Source organism: Streptomyces sp. NPDC001157, assembly GCF_053598255.1.
Genome location: NZ_JBSFJW010000026.1, coordinates 58363 through 71896 on the forward strand (window position 1 = coordinate 58363; position 13534 = coordinate 71896).

Here is a 13534-nt window from a genome sequence, read left to right on the forward strand (position 1 = left end):
CGGTGCGGGACTCAGCCCGTCGCGTCCACCAGCGCCAGCTCGTGCAGCCGGTCCGGCGGGCCGGGGCGGGCGTAGTACCAGCCCTGGGCCGTGTCGCAGCCCAGTATCCGCAACTGCTCGGCCTGGGCTCCGGTTTCCACGCCCTCCACCGTCACCGCGAGGTCGAGGCTGTGGGCGAGCGCGACGATCCCTTCGACGATCTTGAGGTCGACGGGGTCCGCCGGGAACTGTTGCATGCTCTGGGTGAAGGAGCGGTCCAGCTTGAGGATGCTGACCGGGAGGCGGCGCAGGTTCGCCAGGTTCGAGTAGCCGGTGCCGAAGTCGTCGAGGGCGATGTCGACACCCATCTCGGCGAGCCGGCGCAGGGGCTTGAGGAGGTCGTCGTCGGCGCCGATCAGCGCCGACTCGGTGACCTCCAGGCAGAGCGCGTCCGGGTCGACGCCCGCGCGCTCCAGGATGTCGACGGTGTCCTGGACCAGACCGGGGTGGGTGAGCTGGCAGGGCGAGAGGTTGACGTTGATACGCAGGGGGCCCGCGTCGTCGTACCGTTCTCGCCATTCGCGGGCCTGGCGGACGGACTGTTCCAGGACCCAGCGGCCGAGCGGCACGATCAGGCCGGTGTGCTCGGCGAGCGGGATGAAGCGGTCCGGGCCGAGGATGCCGTGCTGCGGGTGCAGCCAGCGCACCAGGGCCTCGGCGCCGCGCACGCTGCCGTCGCCGAGGTGGACCAGCGGCTGGTACTCGATGAAGAACTCGCCCCGGTCCAGAGCCGCCGGAAGCGCGGTGGTCAGGCCGTGCCGGGTGATGGCGCGGGCGTCGGCCTCCTCGTCGGCGAGCTCGAAGCGGTTGCCGCCCGCCGACTTGGCCCGGTACATGGTGATGTCCGCGCTGCGCAGCACCTCCGCCGGGCTGCGCTGCCCGGCCGGGCCCTCGACGATGCCGATGCTGCCGCGCACGGTCAGTTCCCGGCCGTCGATGCTGATCGGGGCGACGAGGGCGTTCATGATGCGGGCGGCGAGCTCGTCGACCTCGTGCTCGGTGTCGGGGCCGGTGGTCAGCGCCACGAACTCGTCGCCGCCGAGCCGGGCGACCATCTCGCCGGGCGCGGTCGCACACCCCTGCAACCGGTCCGCGACCTCGACGAGCAGCCGGTCGCCGGCCGCGTGGCCGAGGCTGTCGTTGATGGTCTTGAAGCCGTCCAGGTCCAGGTAGCACAGGCCGTAGCGCTGGCCCCGGCCGGCGCCCAGCGCCTTCTCCAGGCGTTCGAAGAAGAAGGTGCGGTTGGGCAGTCCGGTGAGCGCGTCGTGCGTGGCCTCGTAGCGCAGCCGGAGGTTGAGCAGCCGCCGCTCGGTGGTGTCCTCCATGAGGGCGAGCTGGTACTGCGGGATGCCGTCCGCGTCGCGCAGCAGGGAGACCGTCAGGTTGGTCCACAGGACCGTTCCGTCAGGTCGGTAGAAGGCCTTTTCGACGTGGTAATGCTCGCGCTCGCCGCGGACGAGCTCGTCGTAGAGCTTCCAGGTCTGCGGTGCGTCCTCGGGGTGGGTCCACTCCTGGACCTTGCGGCCGTGGGCCATCGCGTCCGTGATGCCGAACATGCGCAGCAGTGCGCCGTTGACCTGGAGGATGTTGCCTTCCAGGTCGGCGATGCCGATTCCTATGGCCGCGCCCTCGAAGACCGCGCGGAAGCGGGCCTCGGTGGCGTGCAGCGCCTGTGCCACCACGCCCTGCGCCTTCAGGGCGGCCGCGGAGATCGCCTCCTGCTCGGCCAGCGTCCGCTCGCGCAGCGCCCCGGCGAACCCGGCGGCCATGGCGTGCTGCAGCCGCGAGGAACGCGCCCGCATCTCCTCCTGGTCGCCGCCCTCGCCGCAGTAGAGCACCAGGTAGGCGTCGACGCAGTCCAGGGTGCGGGTGAGCGCGTCCGGGTCGGTGCAGTGCGCGGCGACCAGGGCGGCACCGACCTCCCTGCCCGTGTCGGCGTCGAGGGTGCGGGTGTGCAGCGCCTGGCTCAGGCGACGGGCCAGCGGCAGGAGTTGCTCCTCGAACTCCGGCCTGGTCAGCGACGTCGAGGTCACCGGGAACACCGCCCGGCTCCAGATCGTCGCGAACCTCCGCAGTCTGTCCTGCTGCCCGTCCGGCTCCGCGATCACGCCGTACGCCCCACGCCGGCGAACCCGGAGAAGGCATACGGATCCTCGTCCTCCGCCGCCTCCTGCGGCCGCCACAGCGGCGGCGCCACCAGTCCCGGTTCCACCATGTCGTACCCCTCGAAGAACCGCGCGATCTCGTCGCGCGAGCGCATGATCAGCGGGTTGCGGATGTCCTTGTACACGTCCACCGCGCCCTCGGCCCGCTCCGCCGGCAGCGGGATGCCCTCGTACGAGGCGTGCGTGAGGACGAGCAGGCTGCCCGGCGCGAGCGCGTCGCGCAACTCGGCCACCGCCTCGTACGGGTCGTCCGCGTCTTCCACGAAGTGCAGTATGGCAACGAGAAGCAGCGCCACTGGCCGATTCGGGTCGATCAGGCGCTCCACTTCGGCGCTCGCGAGGATCTCCTGGGGCTTTCGGAGGTCGGCGGCGACGACTCCCGTGCCGTCGTTGCCCGCGAGGACCGCCTGGCTGTGCGCGACGGCCACCGGGTCGTGGTCGACGTACACCACGCGCGCGCCGGGGTTCGCGGCCTGCGCCACCTCGTGGACGTTTCCGAAGGTGGGGATGCCGGAGCCGATGTCCAGGAACTGGTCGATGCCCTCGTCGACCGCGAAGCGCACCGCGCGCCGCATGAACGCCCGGTTCGCCTGCATGATCTTCGGAAGTCCCGGCATGAACTCCATCGCCTTGCGGGCCGCTTCCCGGTCGACCTCGAAGTTGTGCGAGCCGCCCAGGTAGTAGTCGTAGATCCGCGAGACGCTGGGCACCGAGATGTCGATGCTCCGTGGGGCCCAGGCGGGACGCTCCATCTATCTCTCCAAGGCGTAGGCGATCCGGTGTTCGAGCTGAGGCTACTGATCGCCTGCCAACGGGGCGAGCCCAAACGGAAATTGACCGTCCGTTCCCGGTCACTGCCTGCGGCACTTGCCGCATTCGCCCGTCGAAAAGCCGTAAAACGCCAAAGAGTCCGCCCCCTCCGTGCGGTGCGGAGGGGGCGGACGGGGGCCGAGCGCGCTGTCCGGTGCAATCAACCCTGGGGAGGTGATGGCTACTTCTTCGGCGCGCCGACCGGCTTTCCGTCGGGCGACATGGCGTACCAGGTGCCGCCCACACCCTGGCCGTTGATGTCCCCGGGCTTGGTGTCGCCGGAGAACGTGTATGCCGGCCAGCAGTCGACGGTCATCTGCTTGACGCCGTCGGGCCGGGTGAAGCCCATCAGGCCCTTCTTCTCGATGCCCTTGGTGTCGTCCTTGGAGACGATCCCGACCGCCGGCCACTTCTCCAGGCAGGAACCGGTGCAGTTGGAGATCGGCTTCGGCCAGGCCACGTCCTTCAGGAAGCGGTAGACCGTCATGCCGTTCTTGTCGACGACGATCTCGCCCAGCTTGGGGTCGTTGCGCACGGACAGTCCCGGCAGGCTCGCCAGGGTGGCCTTCTTGCCGTCGGGGGCCAGCGCGAACCACTTGCCGCCCACACCCTGACCGGCCACGTCCCCGGCCTTGGTGTCCTTCGCATAGCGGTACGCCGGCCAGCCGCCGACGGTCAGCTGCTTGGTGCCGTCGGCCCGGGTGACCTCGCCGAGCAGCGCCTTGTCGATGCCGGCGCCCGCCGTGGCGTCGTCCGCGGAAACCGGCGGCCAGGCCTTGGCACAGTCGCCGTCGCAGTTGGACTTGGGCGGCTCGGCGGTGTCCTCGTCGAAGCGGTACAGGGTCATGCCGTTGCCGTCCGCCAGCACCTTGCCGAGCTCGGCGTTCTGGGTGACGGCAAGCTTGCCCGCGGCCGAGGCCTGGGCCCCGGACTTCTGGCCGTCGGCACCGTAGCCATTGCTGGGGCTGGCGCTCGCACCCGCGCCGGCACCGGTGCCCACGCTGCCGTAATCGCCCGCCGCGGCGGTGGCGCCCACGTTCTGGCTGCCCACCGCCGATGTGCCGCTTTCCTGACCGCACGCCGTCGTCAGCGCCAGTACGGCCGCAGCGCTTGCCACGAGTGAGGCGCTCCGCCAGGAGGTCTTCATCGTCAACTCCCCAATATCGCAAAGGTGTTGCAGCGCCCTGCTGCGTCGCCGCACGAGCATGGGTACGAATGGGACCCACGGTTGTGTTCAACCGCCTCACAAATTTCTTTTCGGAACCTGTGGCACCGGTGCGGTGAGTTCGCACTTGCGTGCGCTTTGTTGTGCGCCGGGGTGCGCGGCGATCAAACCGTCGTACGGGGCTCGTCCCCCGTTCGAGCCAATCCCGGCGCGATACGGCGTGCCCCGGTGCGCGAGGGCTCATGATCTTCGGCGTGTATGGACCCGAACCGACTCAAAATGCCTTTGCTGAACGGGCGTTGGCGCGTGGCGCTCCGCGCGATGGGGGGCCATCGGTCGCCGTTTTTCTGCGGCGCCGCCGTGGCTTGTCGCGCCGTTCCCCGCGCCCCCATAGGGGGCGGCTGGCCTGCGTCGTATCGCTGACCTGGTTTCTGGTGGGGGCGCCGACCGGCGTCGCGACTGCCGACGCCTGTGCGTATGCCTCGGTCGGGCCGGACGGCACTCAGGCCGTGGCGGTTGCCGGGGACCTTGCCTGGCCGACCCCGCCGGTCTGCCCCGCGCCCACTCCGACACCCACACCGACTCCGACACCCAGGCCCGCGCCGCCCGAGCCGAAGCCGCCGCCTCCGGCGCCCACCCCGACACCGAAACCGACGCCGAAGCCGACACCGAGGCCGAAACCGCCGTTGCCTGCCCCGCCCGCTGCGAAGCCTGCGGCACCGCGCCCGCGCACCACTCCCCCGGCCGCGCCGCCCCCGGCCCCCGCTCCGAAGCCGTCGGCCAAGCCCGCCCACCGTACGTTCCTGGCCCCGGTGACCTATCCGCGCTACCGGGCGCCGGCGCCCAAGCGGTCGCCGCGCGGCGGTCCTTCACCCGTCACCTTTGTCCTGCTCATCACGGTTCCCGCCGTGATCGCCGTCGCCGCGCTGCGGCCGCGCTGATTCCTGGAGGAATCTCTTGTCGGAATGGCTTGTTCTCACCCTCGCGATGCTGGCCGCCTGCGTCGTGGTGGTCATCGTCACCTTCGTGCGGCACCGGGCCGCGCCCGTGGACGAGGACCCCAGCGAGACCCCGGACGTCATCGAGTACATGACGATGTGGATCGGTGTGGTGTACGCCATCGTCCTGGGCCTGGCCATCGCCGGGGTGTGGGAGGGCCGCAGCGCCGCCCAGGACCATGTGCAGACGGAGGCCGTCGCGCTGCACGAGATCTCGGAGCGGGTGCGGGTCTATCCGGCCGACATCCGTGACCGTATTCGGGACGATGTCAACGCCTATGTCGGACACGTCGTGAACACGGAGTGGAAGACGATGGCCGACGACGGGCATGTCACCCGGCGCGGCGACGCACTCTTCGACCGCATCCGCCAGGACGTCACGGACTACCAGCCGAAGTCCGACTTCGAGGCCCAGGCCTACCAGCCGCTCCTCGACCAGGTCACCGCGGCGGACCAGGCCCGCAGCGCTCGGGCCGACTCCATGGGGGCGACCATGCCGGGCGTGGTGTGGTTCGGGCTGCTCGCCGGGGCGGTGATCACCATCGGCATGGTCTTCGCGCTGCAGATCCGGCGCACCACGCGCGAACTGGTACTGGCGGGGCTGTTCTCCGCCCTGATCGCGTTCCTTCTCTTCCTCATCTGGGACTTCGACGCGCCCTACACCCGAGGCATCACGGCGTCGGCGGCCCCCTTCCTCAACCTCTTCCCGCAGATCCGGGCCTGACCGGCAGGCCGTCACACGACGGGCCACCCGGGAGAAGCACGCCACGCCGCTGCCGTCCCCTGGGTGGCCCATGCGTTTGCCCCATTCGCCCTACAGCGATCGCGCGATCGGACACCCGTTCCTAGCGTTTCGGTTACCGAGGCGCATTCAGCCCCACAGCGGAACGGGTCCGCAGCTGCTCCTCGGGGACCGGAGGAACCACCATGCGCGCGATACGCATTGCTTCGGCCGCTCTGCTGGGCATAAGCGCCCTCGCCCTCTCCGTACCCGCCGCCGTCGCGCGAGACGACGGCCACACCATCACGCCGTTCGGCTTCAGCGTGCTGCCCTCGACCGTCGCGGCGGGCAGCGAGGTCAAGCTGCATGTGAACCGGGACGGCGACTGCAAGGGGCCTGCGAGGGTCACGTCGGTGGTGTTCGACACGGTCGTCATTCCGGTGGGACGGTCCTGGGCGACGGCGTTGGTGGACCGGGACGCGAAGCCGGGTGCGGTGTATCAGGTGACGTTCTCCTGTGACGGCGCGAGCGGCTCCACGGATCTGACCATCGTGGGCGGCCGCCCGCACCACCCGAGTCCGGTGCCGGTCGACCCCGTCCCGGTCCCGGTCCACCCCCACCGGGGTGTGCACGCCGGTGTGGGCGGCGGCATCGCCGGGTTCGACCTCAGGGAGATCGGCATGGGTCTCGCCCTCATCACGGGCTCGGTCGGGGCGGCGTACCACCTCTCGCGCCGCCGCAGCGGCGAGGAAGGTGCCTGACAAAGGGCCATCGCCCCGACTCCTCTTGGGGAATCGGGACGAAGGCCCTTCAACGTGGGATCTTCTCCACGGACTTGACGTGCGGTCCGCTCTCCGAAGGGAGAAGGGTCAGATCCGCTTCTCGGACCTCCGGCGCAGCCAGAACGCTCCGCCGGCGAGGACGGCCGCGGCCACGAGTCCGCCGCCGATGGCCACGTCGGTCGGCGTCGCCCCGGTGGAGCTGCCGCCGCCGAAGCCGCCCTGGACACCACCGATGACGGTGAAGGCGGCGGGGTTGGTCAGGGACTTGCCACCGCAGGTGACGGTGATGGGGTGCGAGCCGTTTCTCGCGTCCCGGTTCACCGTCGCGGTGCCCCTTGCCGTGTTGCTGCCTGCGACCGTCATCAGCTGTGTGCTCGGGAACGCGTCCGAGGTCGCGGTGGCTCCGCCCGGGCATCCGTCGACGGTGATGGTCAACTGCCCGCCGCGGGCGATGACACTGGGCAGCGCGACGATGTTGCTCGGGTTGAAGTTCATGCCGTCCCGGGCGACGGCCGCCGGTGCGGCGAGGCCCAGAACGGCGACCGCGGCGGCTGAGACCGCCAGGGCACGATGACTGCTCATGTGATCCTCCGCGGAAGGCGCCCCGGGTCCCATTCCCCGGCAATGTCGGCGAGAAAGCGCCTCCCAGAAAGACAGTCAGATGCGATGCACGTGCCCGCATTTCGGCGATGGTCCGTCCTGGTGAGAGGACACGCCGAGCAATAATCAGATAATCGGATATCTCCGCAGGTCACGGACCGTCAGAAATTTCCTGCCCTCGGCAACTCGGATGGCGCACCCCCTCGGGCGAGCCACCCGTTCGCATCCGCCCCGTCGCCGGTTTCGCACAGGCCGCTTAGCGTTGCGTCATGCGCGAATGACGCGGCGACTGCCTCGTCGAGAGGGGAAACGAATGTCTGCGTCCGAACTGGCCGAACTGGCCGAAGAGGAGGAGCGACGGAAGAAGCGCGCCCCCTGGGGCGTCATAGCGCTTGTTCTGCTGACCGGCATCGCGCTCATTCGGAACGGTTCGGGGGAGTTCGACGTGGGCCCCCCGCAGCCGGCCTCGGCGGCAGCGGCGGACAGCCACGCCTCCGCCGCCGTGGGCACCGCCATTGCCGTCCAGCCGCTGCCGGCCTCCCCGCCCGACCGGGTCAGGATCCCCACGATCCGGGTCGACGCACCGGTGCTGCCGGTCGGCCTGGCCGCGGACGGCTGGGTCGGCGCGCCTCCCCCTGAGGACCCCAACCTGGCCGGCTGGTTCACCGGTGCCGTCACTCCCGGCGAGAAGGGCACCGCGGTGGTGGTCGGCCACGTCGACAACAAGCAAGGACCCGCGGTGTTCTACAACCTCGGGGCGCTGAAGAAGGGAAATCGCGTCGAGATCGCCCGCAAGGACGGAAAGACGGCCGTGTTCGAGGTCTACGGCATCGAGGTCTTCGCGAAGAACAACTTCCCCGGCGACCGCGTCTACGCCTCCAAGGGCGCCGCGGAATTGCGGGTCATCACCTGCGGCGGCGGTTTCTCCAAGAAACACGGTTACGACGGGAACGTCGTCGTCTTCGCCCGCCTGGTCGAGGTCCGCTGAACGTGCCCCGGCCGGGCGGGCGGAATGCGGCTATGCGTGCCGCCGTCTCGGCACGGTGATGTGGTAGCCGGAATCCAGCAGGTACGGCAGATAGTCGCGCAGGGCCTGGACGCTCTGCGAGCGGTCGCCCCCGGCGTCGTGCGAGAGCACCACGACGCCGGGGGCTGCGCCGTCCTCGACCCGGTCGACGATGGTGCCGGTGCCGGGGGTGGTCCAGTCGAGGGTGTCGACCGTCCAGGCCAGGGGCTCCATGCCCATTTCGGCGCCGAGTTGGAAGGTCGCACGGTTCCAGGCGCCGTAGGGTGCGCGGAACCACAGGGGGCGCTCACCGTAGGCGTTCTCGATGACGTCGCTGGTGCGTTTCATCTCGGAGCGGATCTCGGACCGCGTCAGCTGGGTCAGCAGCGGGTGGGTCCAGGTGTGGTTGCCGACGATGTGGCCGTCGTCGGCCATCCTGGCCAGCAGGTCCTGGTTGTCGACGGCCATCTCCCCGCACACGAAGAACATGGCGCGGACGTCGTACTCGGCCAGGGTGTCCAGGATGTGCGGGGTGTAGCGGGGGTCGGGCCCGTCGTCGAAGGTCAGCACCATGGTGCGACCGCGTCCGTACACGCGCAGGAACGGGTGATGCCGCACGCGGGTTCTCCGGGGTGCGGTGCGCACCTGCCCGTATCCGGTCAGCGGCTGAAGGCGGTAGTCCGACGGTTCGAGCGCATAGCTCTCCTGGGGGGCGGGATCGGGGGCGGGCGCGGGAGCGACGGGCCGAACCGTCTCGTCGCCCCCGCCCGACGCGAGGACACCGGCGGCTCCGGCCGCGCCCAGGGCGGCGGCACCCGCGATCAACGCCCGGCGCCTGGTGAGCAACTGATCCTTCTTCATGACTCATCAGTCGCCCGAACCAGGACCGACGGTCCCCCACGACACCGCAGCGGCGGCAGGAAAGCACACGCCCGGCCCAAGCCGCCTGGCGCTTCTCCGACGGGCTTGGTAACCGACGGCCTCGCGGCCGAATTCGCTTTCCTCCATGCGGACATTGCGGATACCGTCGGGCCCGTGCAGTGATCTCCCGCGCGGCGTCCCGGATGCCGCAGAAGCGAACGGTCCGTCTTCGTGTCCGCGGCCGTCGTCGTCCGGCCGCACACGTTTCCGCTCGGAGAGATCACCGATATGCCTGCCCTTCCTCCTGTCCCCGGCGACAGCCCCGAGGCCACCTCGGCTGCCTTCGTCGTCCGGGCCGCCGCCGACCCCGCTGTCCTCGGACTGGTCCTCAGCGGCTCCCAGGTGCACGACGGGATGCCGACCGTCCACTCCGACCACGACCTGCACGTCGTGCTGCGCGAGCGCGACGCCTCGCCGCTCAGCGAGCTCGACCGGTTCCGCTCGGCCCATCTGGACCTGGTGGTCATCACGCTCGCCGAGTTCCGCCGCCGTGGACTGCCCGGCGACCCGGCGGCCTTCAGCCGTTACTCGTACGTCCACGCCCGGGTGCTCCTCGACCGGCTGGACGGAGAGATCGCCGCCGTCCTCGACCGCAAGCGGACCCTGGACCCCGACGAGGCGCGCACCGCCGTGGCCGACTACCTCGACGCCTACGTCAACCAGACCTACCGCTCGCTGAAGAGCTACCGCGACGGCCGCGACGCGATGGGGCACCTGGATGCCGCCGAGAGCGTGCCCTACGCGCTGGAGGTGCTCTTCGCGCTGCACCGGCGGGTACGGCCGTACAACAAATACCTGCGGTGGGAGCTCCAGCGGCAGCCGCTGGGCGAGGACCGGTGGAGCGCCGGGCGGCTGCTGCCGTTGCTGCGCCGCATCCTGGCCGACGGCGATCCGCACACCCAGCGCGCCCTATTCGCCGACATCGCCCGGGCCGCGCGGGCCGCGGGGCACGGCGAGGTCCTCGACTCCTGGGGAGACGACCTGCGGCTGCTGCTCCCTTCGCGGCCCTGAGCGGTCAGCGGTGGCGCACCAGCGGGAACGGCAGCGTCTCACGGATCGTCAGTCCGGTGAGGAACATGACCAGCCGGTCGACGCCGATGCCCAGACCGCCGGTGGGCGGCATGGCGTATTCGAGGGCGTCGAGGAAGTCCTCGTCCAGTTCCATCGCCTCGGGATCTCCTCCGGCGGCGAGCAGGGACTGGGCGGTGAGGCGGCGGCGCTGTTCGACCGGGTCGGTCAACTCCGAGTAGGCGGTGCCGAGTTCGGTGCCGAAGGCGACCAGGTCCCAGCGCTCGGCGAGCCGCGGGTCCGTGCGGTGCTGACGGGTCAGCGGGGAGACGTCGGTCGGGAAGTCCTTGTAGAAGGTGGGCAGCCTGGTCTTCTCCTCCACCAGGCGTTCGTACATTTCGAGGACGACGTCGCCGCGGCCGTCGTCCGGCGTGTACGGCACGCCGGCGCGGTCGCACAGCCGGTGCAGTGCCGACAGCTCCGTGTCCGCGTCGACCTCCTCCCCCAGTGCCTCCGAGATCGCGCCGTACACCGTCTTGACCGGCCAGGCGCCCGAGATGTCGTACTCCTGGCCGTCCTTGCGGGCGATCGGCGCGCCGAAGGCGGCAGTCGCCGCGCCCTGGATCAGTTCGCGGGTGAGGTCGAGCATCACGTCGTAGTCGGCGAAGGCCTGGTAGGCCTCCAGCATCGTGAACTCGGGGTTGTGTTTGTAGGAGACGCCCTCGTTGCGGAAGGTGCGGCCCATCTCGAAGACCTTCTCCAGGCCGCCGACGCACAGCCGTTTCAGATACAGCTCGGGCGCGATGCGCAGGTACAGGTCGAGGTCGTAGGCATTAATGTGGGTGGTGAAGGGGCGGGCGTTGGCGCCGCCGTGGATCTGCTGCAGCATCGGGGTCTCGACCTCGAGGTAGCCGCGCTGCAACAGGCCTTGGCGCAGGGCCTGTACGGCGGTGGAGCGGGCTCGGATCACGGCGCGGGCGTCGGGGCTGGAGACCAGGTCGAGGTAGCGCATGCGGACCTTGGCCTCGGGGTCGGCGAGGCCGCGGCGTTTGTCGGGCAGCGGGCGCAGGCACTTGCCGATCAGTTGCCAGGAGGTGACGAAGACGGTGGGTTCGCCCTTGTCGCTCACTCCGGCCCGGCCGGTGGCGCTGATGTGGTCGCCGATGTCCGTGTCGGCGGTGAATCGGCCGAGGGCGGGGCCCAAGTCATCGCGGGTGAGGGCGAGTTGGTGGTCCCCCGACCAGTCGCGCAGGGTGACGAAGACGATGCCGCCGAAGTCGCGCACCAGCATGATCCGGCCGGCGACGGTGACCTGCTGGCCCTCGCGGACGTCGGCGAGGGCGTGGGTGCGCCGCGGGATGCCGACCGGGTAGGGGTCGGTGCCGTCGGCGCGCAGCCGGTCGAGGGTGCGGTGCCGGATGCGGACCTGTTCGGGCAGGCCGGCATGAAGATCGCCGGGCCCGGCCTCGCCCCCTCCGTCGAGGCCGAGCGCCGACAGCGACGGCAGGCCCTCCGTGGTCGCGGGCCTGGACGCGCCCTTCGGGTGCCCCTTTCCCCAGAGTTTGCGCAAGGACGGTACCGAAACGAAACCTTCGGCTATGCCGGAGGCAAGCCCGATTCGGGCGAGGGAGCCGGCGTCGCCGTAGCAGATGAAGCGCGGGTACCACTCCGGCTGGTACTTGGCGTTGGAGCGGTAGAGCGCCTCCAACTGCCACCACCTGGAGAAGAACAGCAGCAGGCGCCGCCACAGGCGCAGCACCGGTCCCGCGCCGATGCGGGCGCCCTCCTCGAAGGCGGAGCGAAAGACCGCGAAGTTCAGCGAGATTCTGTGGATCCCCAACTTCGGTGCCGCCGCGCACAGTTCGGCGACCATGAACTCCATGACGCCGTTGGGGGCGCTGCGGTCACGGCGCATCAGGTCGAGGGAGACGCCGTCGCGGCCCCAGGGCACGAAGGAGAGCAGCGCAAGCAGGCGGCCGTCCTCGCTGAGCGCTTCCACGAGGAGGCAGTCGCCGTCGGCCGGGTCGCCGAGGCGGTCCAGGGCCATGGAGAAGCCGCGTTCGGTCTCGGTGTCGCGCCAGGCGTCCGCCTTGTCGATCACCTCCTCCATCTCCTCGTCGGTGAGGGTGGCGTGGCGGCGGATGCGGCAGTGGGCGCCGGTGCGGCGCACCCGGTGCACGGCCTGCCGGGTGACCCGCATGTCGCGGCCGTCGAGGTCGAAGTCGGGCACGTGCAGGATCGCCTCGTCGCCGAGCTGGAGTGCGCCGAGGCCGGCGCGGGCGAAGGCCTTGGCGCCGTCCTCGGAGGCGCCCATCGCGGCGGGCGCCCAGGCGTGGCGACGGGCGACGTCCAGCCAGGCGGCGATGGCGTGCGGCCAGGCCTCCCGGTCGCCGACGGGGTCGCCGCTGGCAAGGCAGACGCCGGCCTCGACACGGTAGGTGACGGCGGCCTTGCCGCTGGGCGAGAAGACCACGGCCTTGTCGCGGCGGGTGGCGAAGTAGCCGAGGGAGTCCTGCTCGCCGTAGGCCTTCAGGAGGGCGCGGATGCGGGGCTCCTCGTCGCCGTGCAGGGCGCCTTCCAGGCGTTGCGAACGGAACAGGGTGGCGGCGGCGTTGAGCAGGGCGAGCGCGCCGAACAGGCCGAGCAGGAAGAACAGGGCGCGGGGCGGGCGGCCGTCGAAGGAACGGGCCGAGACCAGGCCGCCGCAGACCCGGTTGGCGGCCCACAGCAGGTGCTGGCTCTCGGGCAGGGTTCCGGGGAAGAGGGCCACCAGGCCCCAGCCGACGAGGATGCCGACGGCGATCCCGGCCAGCAGCACCACCAGGGCCCGGCGGACGGCGGCGCGCCGGGAGGCGGCGTAGAACTCCTTGCGGGCGACGATCAGCAGGGTCAGCGCGAGACCGCAGACGACGAGGGACGGGACGGACTCGACATACAGGCCGAGCGCCACGCCGAGGATGTCGTCCAGGACCAGCAGGCCGAGATAGACGACCACCAGCCACCAGGCGATCTTCTTGCGGGCGGCGGTCGCGGCGGCGAGCAGGAAGAGGAAGACGGCGTAGGCGAGGTTGGCGCTGACCGGGACGATGATCACGTCGAGGAAGCGGACCACCGGGCGCAGCAGGACGCGCAGCGGAGGGATGAGGGCCAGCAGGCCGCACAGCAGGCCGAGGGCGCCGAAGAAGGCCGCGAAGGCCTCGGGCACCTTGCTCATCGGACCGCTTCCGGGCGGCCGTATCGGGCCCGTGGTGTCCTTGGGCGGGGAGGCCTCCGCTGTGGCACTCATGGTTCCGACTGTAGGAAGGGCTCGGCCGGCTCG

Annotated in this window: 12 protein-coding genes; 5 read left to right on the plus strand and 7 right to left on the minus strand. The window is 70.7% G+C overall.

Features of this window, described 5'->3' with window-relative positions; all coding sequences use genetic code 11:
* Nucleotides 1-11: 11 nt before the first annotated feature.
* The 4 genes from ACWDAG_RS33810 to ACWDAG_RS33825 form a co-directional block, all read right to left on the minus strand.
* Complete coding sequence (locus ACWDAG_RS33810; protein ID WP_450699363.1) at nt 12-2147, minus strand: putative bifunctional diguanylate cyclase/phosphodiesterase; 2136 nt, start codon at nt 2145-2147, stop codon at nt 12-14.
* Nucleotides 2144-2956, minus strand: a complete 813-nt coding sequence (locus ACWDAG_RS33815) for an SAM-dependent methyltransferase (RefSeq protein WP_450699364.1) — start codon at nt 2954-2956, stop codon at nt 2144-2146. Before ACWDAG_RS33815 ends, ACWDAG_RS33810 begins: the two co-directional genes overlap by 4 nt.
* 239 nt (nt 2957-3195) lie before the next feature.
* The gene (locus tag ACWDAG_RS33820) at nt 3196-4161 is read right to left on the minus strand and encodes an SCO0930 family lipoprotein (RefSeq protein WP_450699365.1); all 966 of its coding nucleotides are present in this window, start codon (nt 4159-4161) and stop codon (nt 3196-3198) included.
* Nucleotides 4162-4681: 520 nt separating this feature from the next.
* Nucleotides 4682-4963 carry a hypothetical protein gene (locus ACWDAG_RS33825; protein WP_450699366.1) on the minus strand — a complete coding sequence of 94 codons (282 nt, stop codon included), beginning with the start codon at nt 4961-4963 and terminating at the stop codon, nt 4682-4684.
* Between the two features lie 28 nt (nt 4964-4991).
* Here ACWDAG_RS33825 and ACWDAG_RS33830 point away from each other — a divergent pair, with 28 nt between their 5' ends.
* The 3 genes from ACWDAG_RS33830 (at nt 4992) to ACWDAG_RS33840 (ending at nt 6659) form a co-directional block, all read left to right on the plus strand.
* Nucleotides 4992-5120, plus strand: a complete 129-nt coding sequence (locus ACWDAG_RS33830; RefSeq protein WP_389086028.1) for a hypothetical protein — start codon at nt 4992-4994, stop codon at nt 5118-5120.
* A gap of 16 nt (nt 5121-5136) precedes the next feature.
* Entirely contained in the window at nt 5137-5901 is a 765-nt protein-coding gene (locus ACWDAG_RS33835) for a bestrophin-like domain (RefSeq protein WP_450699367.1), read from the plus strand.
* A gap of 203 nt (nt 5902-6104) precedes the next feature.
* On the plus strand, nt 6105-6659 hold the full coding sequence (locus ACWDAG_RS33840; protein WP_450699368.1) for a hypothetical protein: 555 nt from the start codon (nt 6105-6107) through the stop codon (nt 6657-6659).
* A gap of 108 nt (nt 6660-6767) precedes the next feature.
* On the opposite strand, the gene ACWDAG_RS33845 is transcribed toward ACWDAG_RS33840, so the two are convergent.
* The gene (locus ACWDAG_RS33845) at nt 6768-7262 is read right to left on the minus strand and encodes a hypothetical protein (protein ID WP_450699369.1); all 495 of its coding nucleotides are present in this window, start codon (nt 7260-7262) and stop codon (nt 6768-6770) included.
* Nucleotides 7263-7593: 331 nt separating this feature from the next.
* Here ACWDAG_RS33845 and ACWDAG_RS33850 point away from each other — a divergent pair, with 331 nt between their 5' ends.
* Nucleotides 7594-8268 carry a class F sortase gene (locus tag ACWDAG_RS33850; protein WP_450699370.1) on the plus strand — a complete coding sequence of 225 codons (675 nt, stop codon included), beginning with the start codon at nt 7594-7596 and terminating at the stop codon, nt 8266-8268.
* A gap of 30 nt (nt 8269-8298) precedes the next feature.
* On the opposite strand, the gene ACWDAG_RS33855 is transcribed toward ACWDAG_RS33850, so the two are convergent.
* Nucleotides 8299-9147, minus strand: a complete 849-nt coding sequence (locus tag ACWDAG_RS33855; protein ID WP_450699371.1) for a polysaccharide deacetylase family protein — start codon at nt 9145-9147, stop codon at nt 8299-8301.
* Nucleotides 9148-9435: 288 nt separating this feature from the next.
* Here ACWDAG_RS33855 and ACWDAG_RS33860 point away from each other — a divergent pair, with 288 nt between their 5' ends.
* The gene (locus tag ACWDAG_RS33860; RefSeq protein ID WP_450699436.1) at nt 9436-10218 is read left to right on the plus strand and encodes a hypothetical protein; all 783 of its coding nucleotides are present in this window, start codon (nt 9436-9438) and stop codon (nt 10216-10218) included.
* Between the two features lie 4 nt (nt 10219-10222).
* On the opposite strand, the gene lysX is transcribed toward ACWDAG_RS33860, so the two are convergent.
* The gene (gene lysX / locus ACWDAG_RS33865) at nt 10223-13501 is read right to left on the minus strand and encodes a bifunctional lysylphosphatidylglycerol synthetase/lysine--tRNA ligase LysX (protein WP_450699372.1); all 3279 of its coding nucleotides are present in this window, start codon (nt 13499-13501) and stop codon (nt 10223-10225) included.
* Nucleotides 13502-13534: the final 33 nt, after the last annotated feature.